This window comes from Pedobacter frigiditerrae, assembly GCF_032678705.1.
Classification (GTDB): domain Bacteria; phylum Bacteroidota; class Bacteroidia; order Sphingobacteriales; family Sphingobacteriaceae; genus Pedobacter; species Pedobacter frigiditerrae_A.
The window spans coordinates 667,478-686,876 of sequence record NZ_JAVTSS010000002.1 but is presented as its reverse complement, the minus strand read 5'-3'; the positions used below and the strand labels follow the sequence as shown (position 1 = coordinate 686,876).

Genomic DNA, 19,399 nt, shown 5'->3' with positions numbered 1-19,399 from the left:
ACTTTTCATTTTAGCTTTGTCAACTTTCTTTGCTACTTGTTATAAAGTTGATAAAGCTTATTAAATACCAAATTATGAAAAGGATTTCTTTACTCTTAATTACATCAATTGTTGTTTTTGCCGCTTGCAATTCATCAACTCCAAAAGAGGAAAAACCAAAACCAGGGATTTATACAAGTCTGGAAGTTGGCTGGACAATAAAAATTCCTCAAGGCTTTCAATCTTTAAGTAAATCCAGAATTGAAGCTAATATGCAGAAAGGAAAAGAAGCACTTAATAAAGTTGCCGAAGGTAAAGTAGAAACAGATGGCGCTATAAATCTAGTAAATTTTCAAAAAAACCAATTCAATTCACTTTTTGCATTAATTGAATCTTGCGAAGACCAAGAAAGGTTTTTAAGGAATAATCAGAAAGTTAGGAAATTGATATTTGATACATACACTAACCAGGAAATTAAAGTAGATACCTTATCAGGAAGAGAAGAAATTGCTGGGCAAACATTTAATACATTTTACATTAAAATTTATGGGCCAAGTGGAGAAGTTTTGATGAACCAGATTATGTTTAATCAATTTATTAGAGGGTATGATTTTGGTGTAAATATTAATTACAACAATGAAACTGACAAGCAAACGTTATTGAATGCTTTTAAGAATTCTACGTTTGATAAATAATGATTTGTTAAGATTAATTTTGCCCGCTGATTTTGGAGATTACGCTGATTAAAATCTGCATAATTAGCGTCATCTGCGGAAGATATGTTTAGTAAATCTAAAATTAATTTAACTTCGCTTTATGTCATCACACCACATTGTAAGAGAAAAACAAGAGCCAGCTTTATATATTCATCATTTAGGCAATTTCGATGAAGAATATCTTGGTCAGCTATTAGAATGGAGCCCAACTTTATTGGTGGCAAGTAGCGAATATGAAAAAGCTATCTCTTTAGGTCTAAAGGTTGATGTAGTCATTGGCAACGAAGAAAGCACTCACATTCAGGAAAACACAAAGTGGATTCTCTCACCAACGGAAAGCCTACAAGCGGTTGTTAAATATTTAATTTCAGAGAAATATCCGGCAGTAAATATTATTAGTAAAGAAAATAAATTTGATGATTTAGCACACCTAATTTCAGATATAGATATTGTGTTGTTTACAGAAACGGAGAAGAGTTATCCAGTTAAACCTGGCTTTAGTGTTTGGAAACCTGCTGGTACCATTTTTAAAATAGACATTATTTCGTATTTCGAAACCAGTAATTTAAAACCAATTGATGAAGGTACTTTTGAGGTAATAAAAGATGGTTTTGTGAGTTTTGAATTTATTACTGAATATTTGTTTTTGACAGAATTGTTATGATACTTTTAAGAAGAGCGAAGGCAGAAGACATGCCAATTGTGGCAGATTTAGCTGAGAGAATTTGGCCTGCTACTTACAGTGCTTACATTAGTGATGAGCAACTACGCTATATGTTAGATTTAATGTATAACCAAGGTGAATTGTTAGCTCAACTAGAAAAAGGTTATGTTTTTTTAATGGCTTCTGAAGAAGATAAGGATGTTGGGTTTGCTTGTTATTCTATCGTAGATACAGCAAACGATGTTTATAAACTCCACAAAATTTATGTATTGCCAGAAATGCATGGTAAAGGTGTGGGTAAAATATTAATGAATGAAGTACTTAATTTAGCTAAACGCAACGGTGGAAAATCTCTCGAGCTAAACGTTAACAAGCACAATAAAGCCAAAGATTTTTACCTTAAAAGCGGCTTTAAAATAAAAGAATCCGTTACCATAGATATTGGCAACGGATTCGTTATGGATGATTTTGTAATGGAGCTGGCGCTTAGTTAGCAATTCCAATTTGGTTTATAAAGCGTGTCGTCATGCTCAGCTTGACTGGGCATCTTAATGCGATAGTAGGTTTTATGCATTACGATTCCCGTTTTCACGGGAATGACGGCAACCCAAAAACTGCCAATTGTTTAATGCCCTCTTATCGGGTCTTTTGGTTTAGCTACATTAGGATATTTATAGGTTTTCATCTCATCTTGTAGCAATTTAATGGTACGCTCTAGTTGAGGGTCTTTACCTTCTAATAAATCTTTTGGAGTTTGTTCTACAAAGATATCTGGTGCAACACCTTCGTTCTCAATAATCCATTTTCCCTTCGTATCGTAAATCCCAAAGTTTGGAGAAGTAATGCTACCACCATCTAATAAGGCAGGGTAACCGCTAATACCAACCAAAATCCCCATAGTTGTACGTCCAACTAATTTACCTAAGCCTTTTTCCTTGAACATATATGGCATCATATCGCCACCAGAGCCTGCATTCTCGTTAATTAACATCGCCTTTGGCCCAAAAATACCATTACCTGGTGTGGTGAAACTTTTGCCATCTCTAATGGCCCAGTAACTCACCAATTCGCGACTTAATAAATCAATTACATAATCGGCAACAGAACCACCACCATTATTACGTTCATCTAACAACAAGGCTTTTTTATCCATTTGCGAGAAATAGTAACGATTAAAATAAGTGAAACCGTCTTGACCAGTATTTGGCATGTACACATAAGCAATTTGACCACCACTTAGTTCATCAACTTTTTTACGATTTTTTTCTACCCAAGCCATTTTTCTTAATTCCATTTCTGCAGCGGCAGATATAGGCACAACAACAACTTCTCTAGCGCCAACCAATGTTGGTTTGCTATTTACTTTGATAGCTACTTGTTTACCTGCTTTAAAATCAAAGAGACTATAGATAGAAGTTTTAGAATCTAATGGAACTCCGTTAATTGCAACAATGTAATCTCCTTCGTTAATGTTTAATCCTGGCTCTGCCAATGGAGCTTTAAATGTTGGGTTCCAATCTAAGCGGTTAAAGATTTTGCTTATTTTATAAAAACCATTTTCTATGGTATAATCAGCTCCAAGCATTCCAACACCAACTGCTGGTGCTGTAGGCTCATCACCAGGGTAAATATAATTGTGTCCAACCACCATTTCGCCCATCATTTCATTAAACAAATAAGCTAAATCTGAACGATGATTCACATAAGGCAAAAACTTCTCATATTTAACTTTAATGGCCGGCCAATCTGCACCATGCATATTCTCTGCATAGAAATATTCTTTCTCCATTTGCCAAACCTCATTAAACATTTGTTTCCATTCTGCAGTTGGGTCTACCAGCACTTTAATACCGTCTAATTTAATTTTTCCAGTTTCAGAAGTTGCTGGTTTTTGAGCAGCAGGAACTATGTAATAGCCACCACGCATGGCATACATCATACTTTTTCCATCAGCACTTACATTTGCGCCAAACACACCAGAAACTAAAGATTTGGTTTCCATTTTGCTTAAATCTAAAGCACTTAATTCTCCACCTTTTACATATAATAATTGGCCATCTACACCGCCGTCAAGACCAGATACACCAGTAAGAGGTAAAGCAATAATTCTATTGCTTAAGTTATCTAAATCAATTTCTACAGGTTTTTTGGCTGGTGTTGTAGCAGCAACTGCTGGAGCTGGTTTTTTATCTTTATCAGTTTTTTTAGCATCTTCCTTTCCTGTCCGTCCGGCAGGCGGGTTAGGTTCTTCTTTCTTAGGGGCTTCAGTATCATCCGCTTTTACAGTTTCTTCATCACTCTCAGTTTTATATAATGAAGGCGTTTTTTTAGAAAGTATTAAAGCATAAGCAGTGTAATTAACAGGACGTTGATAAGCAGACATGTGCAAGCCGCTATTTGTTAAACCCACATCGGTACTTGCCATAAAGAATAAATACTTTCCATCTTTACTAAAAGTTGGGTTAGCAGCATTACTCATCCCGTCTGTAATTTGTGTATGTGTTCCTTTTTCAATGTTGAATAGAAAAACAGCACTTAAAGTATTTGGTAGAGTAGCCACGTAAGAAATCCATTTAGAATCCGTAGACCAAGCCGGTTGTAATTGGTTATAAGTTCTATTGGTGTGTGAACCCAATTTATCTTGTTTTACCAAAACTGGCTTGCGTGTATTAATGTCGATATAGTAAAGATTTAAATGGCTATCGCTGTAGAACAGTTTTTTACTATCTGGCGACCAAGTTGGCTGGAAATAAAAATGCGTATCTCCTAAATCTATATATTCTGGCGCACCTTTGGTTACTTGATTTTGCAATACCAATTGATATTTTCCATTCTTATCAGACAAATAGGAGATGTATTTTCCATCTGGCGACCAACCTGGATATTTCTCATAACTTCCAGGAGAATATGACAGATTTCTAGCATCACCTTTTTCTTTTGGAACAGAGAAGATTTCGCCTCTGCTTTCAAACAGTGCTCTAACACCTTTTGGAGAGATTTCGTAATTGCGAATGTCGTTCGCTAAATCATTATAGTGTTGGCGTTTGTAAGGGGCATCAGCCTGAATATTTATGCTGATATCAGTTACTTTATTTGTTTTTGCATCTAAAAGATGAATCTTTCCACCTTGTTCAAAAGCTAATGCACCATTTCCTGCAACTAATGATTTGATATCGTAATCGTTATAATTAGTTAATTTCTCTACCTTTTTACTTTTAACATCATAGCTATAAAGGTTTAAGGTTAAATCTTTATCTGATAGGTAATAAACCTTATCGCCAAGCCATTGTGGTTTTACATTGTTAGCTCCAGTTCCTGGGATGATTTCAATGTTTTTTGATTGTGTATCGAAAATCCAAACTTGTGGCATACCTCCGCCTCTGTATCTTTTGAAAGCCACATTTGAACGATCTGTTGGGTCGGTATTTTTAATATACGCCCAGTATCTTTTATCAGTAGATGGTGAACCTTGAACCGCTTCCGGCATTGGTAATGCTTTCTCATTAGTTCCGTCAATGTTAATGCTGTGCATTCTCGGACTTAACGCGAAATTATATTCACGAGTTGAGGTAAAGTATAATTCATCATTACTTAACCAACCTTTTACGGCATCACCATTTGGATGATAAGTTACTCTTTTTGGTTCGCCACCTTCTATCGGGATAATATAAACGTCGTTATTTCCATCATAGTTGCCCGAAAAAGCAATCATTTTTCCATTCGGAGAAAAAATAGGACTTGACTCAACCGCAGGATTTACAGTCAGTCTTTTTGCATTGCTCCCATCTCTATTGGCAACCCAAATATCGCCACCATAAACAAAGGTAATGTTGTTGGCACTTACTGATGGACTACGCAATAATAAGGTCTCGTTATCTTGAGCAAAAGCCGGAGTAATAAACTGAGTTGCCAGAATTGCAGACCCAATAAGAGAGCGATTAAAAGATTTTAAAATTTTCATTAGTATGTTGGTTTAATTTAAGCCGCAGATTCGCAGATTAATTTGAGGTTTATTAATCTGCGCTCTGCGGCTATTTTTTAAGCTTATTAACGTTGTCCTAGTTTTGGGATACGAGTTGGTGTATCAATTCCTTTTACAATGCTTACCGCACTTTTTGCAATAGCTTTAATGGTTGATAAGATGTTTTCTACATCCAATGTTTTATATTCATCGGTTAACTGATGATAGTATGGGTCGACATCTATTTTATCTGTACTGATAGTATGAGCAGGAACACCTAAAGCTGCTAAAGTTGCATTATCGCTTCTGTAGAATAAGTTCTCTTTAATATATGGGTCTGGATGGAAGGTAAATTCGGTACCAGCTAAGTTTTTCTGTAAAATCTGTCCGAAATCTGATTTATCATAGCCTGTTATAAAAGCAGTGTTTTTGCCAAACTTGCTATCTTTTCCAATCATTTCTATGTTGAACATGGCAACTACGTCATCAGGATTTAACTGTTGTGAGAAGTAGCGAGCACCGAAGCCACCAATTTCTTCAGCTGTAAAAGCTACAAAGATTAACGTACGCTCATTGTTATTTAGTTTTTTGTAATATTTAGCCAAGGCAATCATTGCCGAAGTTCCAGAAGCATCATCATCAGCGCCATTCATGATACTGTCGCCATCTTTTGCTTTAACAATTCCCATATGGTCGTAATGTCCAGAGAAAATCACTAACTCTTTAGCTTTTGATTTTCCAGGGATGATACCAGCAACATTAAACAAAGGCATTTTAACGATTTCATTTTTCAACTCAACCTTAAAATCTTTTGCAACAGTGTCTTTATCTAACACAAAAACTATCGCCCCTGGCTTAGCAGGATTTAAATCCTTCTCGTCAACCGCTCTTCCTACCTGACCTTTCAATCTATTGAAGGCATCAACAAAATTTATATTAACTAAAACCAATTGTTTTTTACCGCTTCTTGCTAAGCCTCTATATTGGGTTATAAAATCTTTTGAGGGGTCAAGCTTGATAAAACCATCACTATTGGTCTGATCAAAAGACAATTGCTCATTGTTATGGCCAACCACAACGATGTTTTCAGCTGGAACTACTTGCCCATCTATGGTTACTTTTGCAGATACTGGTTTAAACTGGTATTTGTAAAAAGTTTGGCGGTAACCTGAAGCACCTTCCAAAGGTTTTAAACCAATTTGTTTAAACTCACCTTCTATAAATGACGCTGCTTTATCAATGCCTGGCGTAAAAGTTCTACGACCTTGCATTTCATCGCTACTTAAGGTTTTAATTAAGTGGTCTACGTAATCTTTGGTAATAATTTTATTAATGTCTTGAGCAGATGCAACTGAAACTGCAAAAGCTAAGAATAAGGTGTAAAGTGTTTTTTTCATTGTATAAGTTGTTAGGATTCTTGATTCTTTTTAGCGTACATCCCGATTATTCAGGAAGTTTGGTTTAAATATGGCTTTAAGGTAATGTTAATCAATAAAAAAAGTAGAATTTGTGTGAAGATTATTACTTGATTGAAGAAGTTATACTATTTAACTTTAAATAAGAAGCCGCAGATTCGCAGATTATTTTACATCTGCAAATCTGCGGCTAAAAATTTTGAACTACTCTTCAGAACTTAAATCCCTTCGAGCTTTATTTCGAATCTGTTCCTTTCGCTTTTCTATCTCGGTACTTACACGTGTTTCGTGAATGCCATCTGCTACCTCAATCTCAAATTCTTTGTCTTTATCTGATAAATGAACTTGAGTAGTTTCAATGTTTTCTACTGCATGATCATATGGTCCGCGACTGCTCATTAACTTTACAAAAACAGGTAAACACTCAAAGAAGATGAACAACAAACCAATAAAAGTTACTGCGATGGCAGTATTGGTATCTCTAGTGCCATCAACATTAAAACTAAGTTGACCTAGCGCCCAGTTTCTATCTGCAAAACCAGCAATGTTACTTAAGCTATCTAGTTGTTTTGTGGTGTACAATTTCTCAGTCATTAAACCATCAAACTGTTTCCTTCCGTCGACAAATTTTTCCATTTGGCGAACATCTTTCGTCAACGTATCTAAATTTTGTTCGCGTTGTTTCAGCTCTGCTTCCTTCCTTTTGGCATAAGGACCATAGCCCATTACACCCGAAGTTTCAGTGGTTTTATTTCCAAAAATCTCAAAGTTTAGCTTTTGTCTATCAGCCTTGATGGCTGCGGCTAATGAATCTCGTTCGGCTTTAGCATCATTTAACTTGCCAATTTCAATGGTATATTTTTTATCGAAGGCTTTATTTAAGGTGTCAATTTTTGAACGTTGGCCATTTAAGTAACTAACATTTAAACGTTCTTTAATTTCTTTATCGAAAATCTTTAATTCCAGGGGACGAGAAATTACCATCCCAATCATGATGGCTAAAAGAATACGAGGTGTAGCTTGCCAAATTTGTTTATTAGTTGTAGCATTCTTGTTAATGCTAGATACAATATACCTATCCATATTAAAGATGGCCAAGCCCCAAATTAAGCCAAAAAACAAGGCAAATAACCAAGCAAAATCTCCACCTTTAAAAACGAAATACATGGCATAACCCCCAGATAATGCGGCAAACAAACCAGTAAAAAAGATGGTAGCGCCTATGCCTAAATATTTGTTGTGTTCTGTAGGATGTTTTTCTAATGTAGTTAAATGAGCGCCGGAGCAGAACCAAAAGAAACGAGAGATGCCATTCATAATTGTAGCAAATTAATCAAGATTTGAATATTAAACGCTTTTAAAGGCAACTTGTTACAAAAAAACGGCTAATAAATTCATCTAATAATGGCTGATATATTTTTTGGGGTTAGCAAAGAGATAAATCTCTAACTTTTCGCTTAAAGTAAGTTTAAAATACCAATTGCTTATACTTAATCATATTAGGAATGATCAACAAAAAATAGCCCCTATATTAACGAGCAGGATGTTTATAATTTAATATACGTACTGTTGGGTAGATGAAAATACCGACACTAGGGTATTGATGTAACTTGCTGTTGTGCTGATATTTATCAAAAAAATAATCATAACCCTAACAAAAAAATAATCATCATGAAAAAATTATTACTAACCGCAGTATTCGCATTATCATTGTGCTTTGCCGCAAATGCTCAAGACGAAAATGTAACAGAAAACCCAGCAGAGGTAACAGATTCAAAAACACTATCATTAGATGAATTAAAAGCTCAACGTGCAGCTTTATTAGCCTTATCTAAATCAGAAGACTTTTTAGAAAAATTAGCTAAGGTAGATAAGTTGCAGGCACCAAAAGAAACTGGTATTGGAGGTTTAGATGCTTTAACAACAATGGCAGCAAAACTAATAGACCAAATGAAAACTACTAGAGGTTCTATACCTCAATTTTATGCGAGTGTAACTGGTCAGACAATGGATGGCAACCCAGCAACAGGCGTTACACCTGTGCAACCAGACCAATTAATTGCCTTATCTAAAATGTTTGTAACCATGGGCGTGGAGTTAGTGAAATCTTCTAAAGAATTATTAACCATGCCAGGAGAGATTAAAAGTGCAGGTGTAATGAAGGCAATGAAAGCCTTAAAATCTATGGCTTATATCAAAAATGCTTTCGTTGCTTTAAAACAAGAGATTTCTTATAACGCTAAAATGACCCAAAACCTAATTGCTACCAACAAAGCAATGGCTGGCGATAAATCGAAATAAATCTAAAAAGTTAAGCATTTGAAAATTAAGGGACAGTAGCTTTTGGTGGGCTGCTGTCCCGTTGTTCGCTATATCTTTTTGTTAACGGCAGTAATAATTTGTTGTTTCCTTATGCAAAAAGTATGTCACTGCCACCGGGTTTAAGTACAACGGTGGGTTGCCATGTCGGGTTTCCCAAAATGCATAGGTTTGGGATTTTAACCCAGGGTGCCGCGGCACCCCAATTTCATTACATTAGGTAAATAAGATCAAAAAAGGATGTCATCCTGAGCGTAGTCGAAGGAATCCTTTTTGATTGATGAATTGAATAAGCCTTCGACTACGCTCAGACCGACAATTCCTTTACTTAATAACATTGAGTGGTACCCAGCAGCATAACGCTCCAAAAAAATTATCAAATTAATCCCAATTGTTAAGCTTTTGGGATTTTTAATTTAAGACTTTTCTAAGACTTTACCTTATTATTCATTTTTGTACATTTGAAAAAATAAAAAATCATGAAAGAAATTTCGGTACAAGAACTAAAGCAAAAAATAGATAATAAAGAAGATTTTCAATTGATTGATGTAAGAGAAACATTCGAATATGAAACCTCTAACCTAGATGGATTAAACATCCCTTTGGGCGGAATTTTAATTGAAACTGAAAAAATCGCAACAGATAAACCTGTAATTGTACAGTGCCGTAGTGGTAAAAGAAGTGCTGCAGCAATTATGCAATTAGAGCAAATGCATGGTTTTGATAACTTGTATAACCTAAAAGGTGGTATTTTGGCTTGGCAAGAAGCCTTTGATCCAAATATGCCTGTTTACTAATGCGCAAAAAGATTATCTTAAACGTACTTTTTAATGTAGGTATCATCTTTTCTATTTTTGGAATAGGATGGGCATACAGTAATAAAAGCCCGCTAGTTGTCGCATTCTTTGCAGCAACTTTTGTGGCATTTGTTTATGTAAAAGTACAACTGCTTAAAAGCGTAAATAAAGATTTGAAGAAGTAGAGGATGATGGTAGATAGTCAATGGACCATCGTCTATTGACCATCAACCTATTTCTCTTGTCCAAACAACCCCTCTCCGCCAGTCAATCCCAAGCCTGGCAAATCGTTTAAAATATATCGACCATCTTTCATCTCTGGTGCATCAAATGGATTGTTTTTGGTTAACCAAGGTCCGTCTAAATCTGCCCAATCACAAAGTGGAGCTAGAGCCGCTCCTGCTAAAGTAGCAATTGAGGTTTCGCTCATGCAGCCAATTAAGATTTTCATTCCAAAACTTCTGGCTTTTAAAATCATTTGATGTGCTTCGTAAATTCCGGCACTTTTCATCAGCTTAATGTTTATGCCGTGGTAAGCGCCTTTCAAATTGTCCATATCTCCTAAACGTTGCACAGCTTCATCGGCAATAATCGGTATCGGACTTCTCTGTGTTAACCAAGCGTTTCCTTCTAGGTTGGTTTTGTCCATTGGTTGCTCAATTAGCAAAACACCTTGGTCGTGCAACCAGTAACACATATCTATCGCTTCTTTTTTATTGCTCCAACCTTGGTTTGCATCAACATATAAAGGCAAATTGCTCACACTGCGTATCGTTTGTATGAGTTCTTTATCATTATCTCTGCCTAGTTTTATTTTAAGCACTTTAAACCCTTTGGCATCTGCCACTTTTTCTTTTAAAACTTCAGGTGTATCAATGCCTAAAGTATAAGAAGTAATTGGCATTTTAGTCTTATCGGCTCCATAAATAGTGGCGCAAGGCTGATTTAAAATTTTACCGTTAATATCATTCAAAGCAATATCAATCGCAGCTTTTACTGCTGGATTTCCTTTTCCAATTTCATCTAAATAATGATGAATTGCTGCAAAATCAAATGGGTGTTGAAACCTATTCCAATCTACTTTTGCTAAAAATGAAGCTGCAGTAACCTGGCTTTCGCCCATATAAGGAACCATGCTTGCTTCACCATAACCAATAAAACCTTCATAATTTAACCTTAGAAGCAATAATGGCGTACTTGTTCTGGTAAATTTCGAAATCGAAAATGGATGTTTTAATTCTAATTCAAACTCCTTGCAACTTATTTTCATTATTTATCGTCTAATCATTAAAGGGGTTTCACAACCTTAGGTTATATTTGTTCATTTAACGCCAATAGCCATGAAAACTATTTCAAGATTACGGTATTTTCTTTATTTATCCATACTAATTGTTGGATGTACCACCGGAAAAAATGCATTACAAAAAGGAAACTACGACCAATCTGTTTTTAAATCGGTTGACCGTTTAAAGAGTTCTCCTAAAAATGCAGAAGCAATGTATGTTTTACCAATTGCTTATGATTTAGCATTAAAAGAGCACTTACGTAAAATTGATGAAGCAAAAGTTTCTTCAGATGTTTTGAGATGGGAAACTATATTGGCTCATTACCAAAAAATTAATCAATTAAGCGATGAAGTTAGTGGTTCGCCAGTTGCTTTAAACTTGATCCCGAATCCTCAGAAATATATCAACGAAGTTGAAGATAGTAAATATAAAGCAGCAGAAGTTCGTTATACTTTGGGTATAAACCAAATGAATGAAAACAATCGTGTTAGTGCTAAAAATGCCTATTACAATTTTGAAAAAGCACAATATTTTTATCCTAACTATAAAGATGTAAAAAATAAAATGGATGATGCTTATTGGGCTGCAGTTGTTAAAGTTGTGGTACAACCTGTAAAAGTAAACAGTAGTTATTACCAATTGAGCAATCAGTACTTTCAACAACAAGTAAGCGATTTCATAAGTAAATATCAACAAAACAGATTTGTAATTTTTTACTCGGAGCAACAAGCAAACAGTCAAAAAATTACGCCAGACCAAATATTGAGATTAAACTTTGATGATTTTATCGTAGGACAAACCTATGTAAAGGAAAGGGTGGAGAAATTAAAAAAAGACAGTGTTTTAATCAGTGATACCAGAGCAAATGGAAAAGTTTATGGAACTGTGAAAGCAACATTGAGTATTTTCAATAAGCAAGTTTCTTCATCAGGATTATTAGCCATGACTATTGTTGATTATCAAACTAATAACATCATCCGCCAGCAAAGATTGCCAGGAACTTATGTTTGGCAAGATAGCTGGGCAAGTTATAAAGGAGACGAAAGAGCCTTAACAAAAGAGCAATTGCAGATGACCAAAAGGAGAGAACTATTACCTCCAGCACCAGCTGCATTATTTGTAGAGTTTACCAAACCAATTTATGCCCAACTGGTAGATGAGATAAGCTATTTTTATAATAAGTATTAGATGTAGTTTGTCATTCAATCTAGTTTTGTCATTCTGAGCTTGCGAAGAATCTCAATGTGAAATCTTATTTGAGATTCCTCGTTCCTCGGAATGACAAATCTTTTTAAGTAATTAAAAAGTTAAAATTTATTCAATAAAGTTTTAGCAGAAATTAATTACCTAGTTTTGCAGCAATGAGCACTGCGATATACAATCCTTTTAAAAACTTCGATTTCAAAAACGACAAATGCTTTTTAAGTGGCGATACTTTTTCATCTCCTTTGGCAACCGTAAATGTACTGCCAGACTGGCTTTTATCTATGTCAAACCTTACGGGGAACGAACAAATTCAATTGTTAGATGAAACCATCAGGACTTATAAAAGCTTAGTTGTTCCGGCCAATACCACTGTTCTCGATAAATTTATTTCCCCATTGGAAGATAAGATTGCCTTGGCTTTTGGTAAAGGTCATGAAGGTGTATCGGCGCTGCCAGAAATAGATTTGTTTAACTGGATTGGTAAATTGATGTACAGCTTTTTGTATATAGAAATGCAAGGCGCCATTCGTTTACAGCAATTAAGTGGCGATGGAATGAACATGTCGCAAGGTTTAATGCATAAGTTTGGGAACCTGCATGCCATGTTGCAAAGCATTTATCGTGAGGTAGTTTTAGAAGATTTTACGCCTTGGTCTATCGTTGTTGTGCCACTAGATAATGAAAATACACCATTCAGTTTTAGGGATGAAATTAACACGTTAACCTTCTCCTTAAAGTTTAAGGATTTTGGGATAATCGCTTGTTTGCAAGATAACGGAACCAATAAAAGATATCATCAAGAAATTATCGATTCTATAAAAGGTAAAAAGCTTTCAGAACAACAGTTCGAAGAAATTGCTGCTCGGTTTTTTTATTCAGCTTACTTGTTTAATCGCCTGCCTGAATATAATATCATGCTGGTTGAAGAGGTAATTTACATTGATGCCATGCCATTAAAAGGGATGCAAAACAAACCGCTTTTTGATGCTTGGGCTAACAAAACGTACGGGCAGGTTTTAGAAAATTTCTGGAAACCGTGGGGACATACTTTATTCGAAATCATTAAAGACCCAACAGCTCCAATGAGTTATTTTGAGGAGCCTTTTTTACCCTCCACCAGTTAGTTTAGTCATAACCTGAGCAACAAAATGTGGGATAATTCCAGGGAATAAAATAACGGTTAATAGAATACCTGCTAAAGCACCAAAAAAGTGTGCGTCATGGTTGATGTTGTCATTGGACTTTTTAGACATGTAATAACAATAAAATAAATATAAAGGACCAAATATTATAGCCCAAATTCCTAATTGTGGGGGTAAAAAAAGGATGCCAATCTGCATAAATGGTGCAAATAAAATCATACTAAACAATACACCACTAATTGCTCCAGAAGCACCTAAACTATGATATCTATAGTCGTTTTTGTGTTTCAAAATGGAAGGAATATCAGCTAATACCATACTCAGGATATACAATAAGCCAAATTGCCAATGGCCAAGCAACTGCTCTAATGGAAATGCAAAAAAGAAGAATGTTGCCATGTTAAAGAAAAGATGCATTCCATCGGCATGGATTAACCCACTTGTAATTACTGTAAAGTATTTTGCTTTGTGATGTACAATTGAATATGGATGCAGCATGAATTTGCCATAAACGCTATGGTCATTAAACGCATAAACACTTGTAATTAATGTAAAAATAAATATAATTGACGCTACCGGAGTATCGTTTAAGTATTGCATCATGTTATTTTAAATTTAATTTGGTTTCTTTTTGCAGTCTACCGATTGGATAACGCATATAAGTTTTTTCGAAGTAATCAGAGTTTTTGTAAACGAAATCTAGCTGCATTCTTCCATTTTTTGCCAAGTCTGGATTTTTCAGTTTTTCTGCTTCTAATTTTTGTTTAAGCTCAGGATTTTTCTTCAATAAATCTGCTGCCGTATCTTCAAAAACGTAACTAGAATAACCTTCTTTTTGCCCTAGAATTGAGTCGAAAAAGTTCCAGTTAAAAAATGAATCAATTGCTTGTGGTTCTAGCGTTTCTACTATGTAGCGATTGTTGGCTTGATTAACATAAACTACATAATCTCCAGTGTAGAATTGTACATTTTGCTTTACAGTTGTAAGATTTACACCAGAATGTTGGTAATGGCCTTCATACGGACGAGTTCCAGTTTTCATTTCACCAATGTAATACATATCTAATTCTAGTTTTACATCAGTGGCTAATTGCTGCATTTTAACATTGTTTAATTTAAGCAGAGCGATTACTTTATCCCAAGCTTTTGGAATTACATAAGCAATGGGTTTAGTAACTGTTAGGCTTGGCTCAAATTTATCCCAGTACTTTATTTTCTTAGTGTAAGGGTCTTTCCTATCATAGTATAATCTATCTGTACCACTAACTTCACTAGGTTTATATTTTGCAATATATCCCTTAAACTCAATGCTGTCATAAACAGAGCGATTTAATTTCCAATCTAATGGGAAATCTTTCTGGCTTGCCACAGATTCATCTGCCTTGCGCTTATTCTCTCCAATAATTTTTGCATCCCTAACAATTACATCAACATAAGTATTCAATAGTTTATAGGTTGATTCTACGCGTTTGTCGAAATCTTTCAGCATGTGTGTTTCTGGCATAAAGCCGATTGAATTATGCAAAGCTGCATAACCAGTTGAGTAGCGAGGAGATTCGATATAACCTGTAATTCCTGCATCTGGAGTTTCATTGATTGAATTAACGTAAGGAATTAATTCATAGCCAACATTCTTCATTTTGCTATACAAATCTGGAACTAAGGTTTTTGTTAAATAGCTGGATAAAATAGGATTTAATTTATCTTTTTGTGTTGGAATCAATGTCATGGTATACTGGTAATCTGCCCCATTACTAGTATGTGTATCTACAAAAATCTCTGGTTGCCAAGTATTAAATATTTGCTGAAAAGCTTGTGAGTTTTTCGAATCGGTTTTAATGAAATCTCTATTTAAATCATAGTTTTTGCTGTTTCCTCTAAAACCATATGCAACTGGCCCATTTTGATTTGCTCTAGAAGTTCCGCTTCTATTATGGCTTCCGTCAATATTATAAACTGGGATAATGCAAATAACCACATTGTCAGGTAACTTGTTGTTTTTTAACAACTCACGAGCAAATAACATACTTGCATCGATACCTTCAGGCTCTCCTGGATGTATGCCGTTATTAATCAAGAAAATTCTTTTATCACTTTTTCTTAAAGCAACTGGGTCGAAGATTTTATTTTTTGATAATACTAAAAGATGCAAGGGTTTGCCAAAATCAGTGTTGCCATAAGTAAACAACTTTGTTTGCAATGGATAACTTTTAGCTAAGCTTTCATAAAATGAAATAGACTCTTCGTAGGTTGTAGTTTCTTTTTTACCACTTTTCTCAAAAGGAGTTTGTTGGGCAAAAGAATTTATTGAGATAAAAAGGGTTAAAAATAGGGACAATTTATTCATAAAAGGAAGCTTGAATCAATCCTCTAAATTACCTTTTTTATTCAATTGCAAAAGTATTATCTTCGTCTATCTAATCCCATTGGACCAAATTTATATTTAAAACCGAGGGAGAAAAAGCTATAAATATCTTTGCTTCTTGTGCCTACACTTGCATAGCCGTCCATACCTTCGCCAAGCGCTAGGGCATTTTGTAGGTTTAAGTTAATTGCATAACGCGTAAGCCCCCATTGATTAGGTATATAAAAATCAATACCTAAATTAAGAAGAATCAAACCTTCCTTGCTATAATCCTCTCCAGGATAAAAATTGCTACCATAGTATCTCACGTTTGAGATCTTGTTGCTGATTACGCCTAATCCTCCACCCGCGTATAAACCCCTAATGTTATAAAGGAAATCGTTATGCAACTGGTATGAAGATAAGAATTCTCCAAGGTGTACTCTTAGGTTTCCTATTACCGCTTTATACGAGTTAATAAATTGTCGGTTATTTGGATCAAAAGTAATGTCTCCTCCTGCTAGTTCACCTTTTTGAAATTCTCCCCCCAAGGTAATGTATGGAGTTATCTGAAGATCTAATGAACCATAAGCTGCAAAGCCTAATGTCTTTTTTTGTAAATCGGCAAATGCCAAAGTTCCTCCAGCACCAGCACCGATGCTTAATTTATAAAAGTTGGTTTGAGCAAAAAGCGCAGAACTTAAAAAAAGTAGTGAGAATAGGGATGTTATTTTCTTCAAGTGATTTTAATTAATTTCAAATATTCGTTTCGAGATACCAACTGGACCAAAATTATACTTAACGCCAACAGAAAATACAGTGTACATATCTGGGGCATCATTTTCAAACTTTACCATCGGGTCATTATAACCATCTAAGCCTTCGCCAAAAGTTAAATTACCCTGATAGTTAATGTTTACAATATACCTTAACTGATCATCTCTATCTTTAAAATAGAAATTCATCCCTAAATTAAGTGGCATTAAAAGATTTACACTCTTATCTTTTCCTGGAAACAGGTAGCCAAGTGGTGGATTAGTTGCTTGAGTGTTTGGTTTATAACGTACTATATACGACATTTTATTGCTTATAGCACCTAATCCTACTCCAACATAAAGACCTTTTATAGCGCTTAAAAAACTTTGTCTGTAATATCCAACAAATTGCCCTAAAGCAACCCTTCCGTTTAATGAAAAACCTTTATAGTTATTTTTAAACTGACGATTATGTGGGTTGGTTATAACGTTGCCTCCTCTAATTTGGCCTGCCTGAAACTCTAATCCTGCAGTTAAGAAGGGGGTAAGATTATAATCAGCCGTAATATGCCCGCTATAACCTTGACTGTTTTCTCTAACATCTGCATAAGAAATATTAGTTCCAAATCCAGCACCAACTGCAAATTTGTAGAAATTAATTTGGCTAAATCCAATTAATGCAGAAAGTAAAAGTAAAATTGTTAGAATAGCTTTTTTCAAAGTCCTTGTTTTTATTGGGTTATCTGCAAAATTATAATCTTTATTGTATTTATAAGTATTATTTTTGGAAAACTATGGGTAATTATCAAAACAAAGACCAAAATTTACAAAATAGGTTTTTAAAATACGTACAAGTTGATACTCAGTCTGATTCAAGTTCAGAAACCTCTCCTTCAACTTTAAAGCAGAATAATTTAGCGAGAACTTTAGTAGATGAATTACTAGGTATTGGGGTTGTAGATACTCATTTAGATAATTACGGATATGTTTATGCCACAATTCCTGCAACTTCTAAAAAAAAGGTTCCTGTAATTTGTTTTTGTTCTCATATGGATACATCGCCAGATTGTAGCGGCAAGAATGTTAAACCAATTATTCATAAAAATTATAATGGAGATGACTTAGTGTTGCCTGATGACAATTCAATTGTTTTGAAATTAAGCGAACACAAAGATTTGAAAAATCAGATTGGAAACGACATTATTACAGCAAGTGGTACAACACTTTTAGGGGCAGATAATAAAGCTGGCTTAGCCGAAATTATGGAGGTTGCGGCTTTTTTGATGCAAAATCCAGATATTAAACATGGCGTAATTAAAATATTGTTTACACCTGACGAAGAAATTGGGCGTGGCGTAGACAACGTAGATTTAAAGAAACTAGGGGCTGATTTTGCTTACACAGTTGATGGAGAAACATTAGGTTCCATAGAAGATGAAACATTCTCTGCCGATGGTATTAAGTTAACGATTAATGGAGTAAGCTCTCATCCTGGTTTTGCTAAAGGGAAAATGGAAAGTGCCATTAAAGCGTTGGCTGATATTTTATCGGCATTGCCAAAAGATAAATTGACACCAGAAGCAACAAGCGGAAAAGAAGGTTTCATTCATCCTGTAAGTTTTCAAGGCCAAGCAGAACAAGCAGAAGCACAATTTATCATAAGAGATTTTGATGATGAATTATTAAAAGCTCACGAGATAACGTTAGAGAACATAGTAAAAGAGGTTCTTAAGACTTACCCAAACTCTACTTACGAGTTTAAGGTTACCGAGCAATATCGTAACATGAAAAAGGTGTTAGATAAATATCCGCAAGTAATTGAATATGGCATTGAAGCTATTGAGCGTGCAGGAATAACGCCAAAAAGGCAAAGTATAAGAGGGGGAACAGATGGCTCTCGATTATCTTTTATGGGTTTACCTTGTCCCAATATTTTTGCGGGAGAACACGCTTTTCATAGCAAGCAAGAATGGGTTTCTGTACAGGATATGGAAAAAGCAGTGCAAACCATTATAAATATTGCTTGCATTTGGGAAGAGAAAGCATAGGATATTTTATTGGCGCATTTTATCAGTATGACAATTATTTGCCTTTCTTAACTTCTCAATTTTTATATGTTTACAATTTAACTCAACAATTTTAACCTTGCTAAATATTGGTCTTCGCCGTCCTCAAAAATAACTTCGCAATCCCAGCCATTTTGATGCGCTAGGTGAGCTAATGTTCCTTGATCTAAATATAACCAGTTAAACCAGTTTCCTCTTTGTTTTTGATATTCGTAGCGAAAACTTACTTCGCCAAAATATTGATTGGAAGGTTTTTCTAAATCTTCATATAAATAGGATATGTCAGAACTGTCAAACAGTAATTGGCCATCAGGGTTGATTAGGTTTTTTGCTTTTTGTAAAAAATCAATGTATCCAGCTAAGGTTCCTGTTAAGCCTATGCCGTTCATTAATAGTAATATTGTGTCGAATTTTTCAGTTATAGTAAAAACATCTTGTACTACTGCGTTTTTAACTCCACGTTGTTGCATTATTTTTACGGCATTGGCCGATATATCTATTGCGGTAACTTTATGCCCTATTTCTTGCAAAATTAAGGCATGACTTCCTACTCCAGCACCAACATCCAAAACATCGCCATAACAACGTGAAAGTGCATAGTGTTCTAAAGGAGGCATTTCATCCTCTGCTCTAAAGAAAACATCAACAGGCATTTCTTCAGGCTCATCATAAGAATTATGTAGCCAAAGAACATCAGCTTTACCTTTTGTATAAAAGTCGGATAGTGCTTTTCCAAAAACATCCATAAT

Annotated in this window: 18 protein-coding genes; 9 read left to right on the top strand and 9 right to left on the bottom strand. The window is 35.0% G+C overall.

The genetic code is table 11. The features are described 5' to 3' along the window. The first annotated feature begins 74 nt into the window (after positions 1 to 74). The 3 genes from R2Q59_RS13640 (at position 75) to R2Q59_RS13630 (ending at position 1,853) form a co-directional block, all read left to right on the top strand. A complete protein-coding gene (locus R2Q59_RS13640) occupies positions 75 to 674 on the top strand; it encodes a hypothetical protein (RefSeq protein ID WP_316769878.1) in 600 nt (199 codons plus the stop codon). Positions 675 to 795: 121 nt separating this feature from the next. Then, complete coding sequence (locus tag R2Q59_RS13635) at positions 796 to 1,359, top strand: thiamine pyrophosphokinase (RefSeq protein WP_316785879.1); 564 nt, start codon at positions 796 to 798, stop codon at positions 1,357 to 1,359. Continuing rightward, a complete protein-coding gene (locus R2Q59_RS13630) occupies positions 1,356 to 1,853 on the top strand; it encodes a GNAT family N-acetyltransferase (RefSeq protein WP_316785878.1) in 498 nt (165 codons plus the stop codon). The genes R2Q59_RS13635 and R2Q59_RS13630 overlap by 4 nt, the downstream gene beginning before the upstream one ends. Positions 1,854 to 1,984: 131 nt before the next feature. Here the strand turns inward: R2Q59_RS13630 and R2Q59_RS13625 are convergent, their stop codons facing one another. The 3 genes from R2Q59_RS13625 to R2Q59_RS13615 all read right to left on the bottom strand — a co-directional run bounded on the left by R2Q59_RS13625 (position 1,985) and on the right by R2Q59_RS13615 (position 8,052). Then, complete coding sequence (locus R2Q59_RS13625; RefSeq protein ID WP_316785877.1) at positions 1,985 to 5,320, bottom strand: PDZ domain-containing protein; 3,336 nt, start codon at positions 5,318 to 5,320, stop codon at positions 1,985 to 1,987. Between the two features lie 86 nt (positions 5,321 to 5,406). Then, entirely contained in the window at positions 5,407 to 6,717 is a 1,311-nt protein-coding gene (locus R2Q59_RS13620; protein ID WP_316785876.1) for a M20/M25/M40 family metallo-hydrolase, read from the bottom strand. Between the two features lie 222 nt (positions 6,718 to 6,939). Then, entirely contained in the window at positions 6,940 to 8,052 is a 1,113-nt protein-coding gene (locus R2Q59_RS13615) for a DUF4407 domain-containing protein (RefSeq protein WP_316785875.1), read from the bottom strand. A 354-nt stretch (positions 8,053 to 8,406) separates the two neighbouring features. Here R2Q59_RS13615 and R2Q59_RS13610 point away from each other — a divergent pair, with 354 nt between their 5' ends. From R2Q59_RS13610 to R2Q59_RS13600, 3 genes are all read left to right on the top strand, one after another. Continuing rightward, positions 8,407 to 9,036, top strand: coding sequence for a hypothetical protein (locus R2Q59_RS13610; protein ID WP_316769863.1), 630 nt, complete (start codon positions 8,407 to 8,409; stop codon positions 9,034 to 9,036). Positions 9,037 to 9,533: 497 nt separating this feature from the next. Further along, entirely contained in the window at positions 9,534 to 9,851 is a 318-nt protein-coding gene (locus tag R2Q59_RS13605) for a rhodanese-like domain-containing protein (RefSeq protein WP_131551457.1), read from the top strand. After that, positions 9,851 to 10,036, top strand: a complete 186-nt coding sequence (locus tag R2Q59_RS13600) for a DUF6358 family protein (RefSeq protein WP_316785874.1) — start codon at positions 9,851 to 9,853, stop codon at positions 10,034 to 10,036. Before R2Q59_RS13605 ends, R2Q59_RS13600 begins: the two co-directional genes overlap by 1 nt. 47 nt (positions 10,037 to 10,083) lie before the next feature. On the opposite strand, the gene R2Q59_RS13595 is transcribed toward R2Q59_RS13600, so the two are convergent. After that, positions 10,084 to 11,121 (bottom strand): dipeptide epimerase, encoded by a 1,038-nt coding sequence (locus tag R2Q59_RS13595; protein ID WP_316785873.1) that lies wholly within the window; start codon positions 11,119 to 11,121, stop codon positions 10,084 to 10,086. A gap of 70 nt (positions 11,122 to 11,191) precedes the next feature. On the opposite strand from R2Q59_RS13595, the gene R2Q59_RS13590 reads away from it, so the two are divergent. Both R2Q59_RS13590 and R2Q59_RS13585 read left to right on the top strand, forming a co-directional pair. Next, complete coding sequence (locus R2Q59_RS13590; RefSeq protein ID WP_316785872.1) at positions 11,192 to 12,325, top strand: hypothetical protein; 1,134 nt, start codon at positions 11,192 to 11,194, stop codon at positions 12,323 to 12,325. A 173-nt stretch (positions 12,326 to 12,498) separates the two neighbouring features. Then, positions 12,499 to 13,467: a hypothetical protein gene (locus tag R2Q59_RS13585; RefSeq protein ID WP_316785871.1), complete on the top strand. Its 969-nt coding sequence runs from the start codon at positions 12,499 to 12,501 to the stop codon at positions 13,465 to 13,467. On the opposite strand, the gene R2Q59_RS13580 is transcribed toward R2Q59_RS13585, so the two are convergent. From R2Q59_RS13580 to R2Q59_RS13565, 4 genes are read right to left on the bottom strand one after another with little or no spacing between them, the layout of a single operon-like run. Beyond that, positions 13,450 to 14,088 carry a rhomboid family intramembrane serine protease gene (locus R2Q59_RS13580; RefSeq protein ID WP_316769839.1) on the bottom strand — a complete coding sequence of 213 codons (639 nt, stop codon included), beginning with the start codon at positions 14,086 to 14,088 and terminating at the stop codon, positions 13,450 to 13,452. The genes R2Q59_RS13585 and R2Q59_RS13580 overlap by 18 nt on opposite strands. 1 nt (position 14,089) lies before the next feature. Next, entirely contained in the window at positions 14,090 to 15,832 is a 1,743-nt protein-coding gene (locus R2Q59_RS13575; protein ID WP_316785870.1) for a M14 family metallopeptidase, read from the bottom strand. A gap of 56 nt (positions 15,833 to 15,888) precedes the next feature. Next, the gene (locus R2Q59_RS13570; RefSeq protein WP_316769835.1) at positions 15,889 to 16,569 is read right to left on the bottom strand and encodes a hypothetical protein; all 681 of its coding nucleotides are present in this window, start codon (positions 16,567 to 16,569) and stop codon (positions 15,889 to 15,891) included. Between the two features lie 6 nt (positions 16,570 to 16,575). Further along, entirely contained in the window at positions 16,576 to 17,304 is a 729-nt protein-coding gene (locus R2Q59_RS13565) for a hypothetical protein (protein WP_316769833.1), read from the bottom strand. 74 nt (positions 17,305 to 17,378) lie between these two features. Here R2Q59_RS13565 and pepT point away from each other — a divergent pair, with 74 nt between their 5' ends. Then, the gene (gene pepT, locus R2Q59_RS13560; protein ID WP_316769828.1) at positions 17,379 to 18,632 is read left to right on the top strand and encodes a peptidase T; all 1,254 of its coding nucleotides are present in this window, start codon (positions 17,379 to 17,381) and stop codon (positions 18,630 to 18,632) included. 77 nt (positions 18,633 to 18,709) lie between these two features. On the opposite strand, the gene R2Q59_RS13555 is transcribed toward pepT, so the two are convergent. Beyond that, positions 18,710 to 19,396 (bottom strand): class I SAM-dependent methyltransferase, encoded by a 687-nt coding sequence (locus R2Q59_RS13555; RefSeq protein ID WP_316769826.1) that lies wholly within the window; start codon positions 19,394 to 19,396, stop codon positions 18,710 to 18,712. Positions 19,397 to 19,399: the final 3 nt, after the last annotated feature.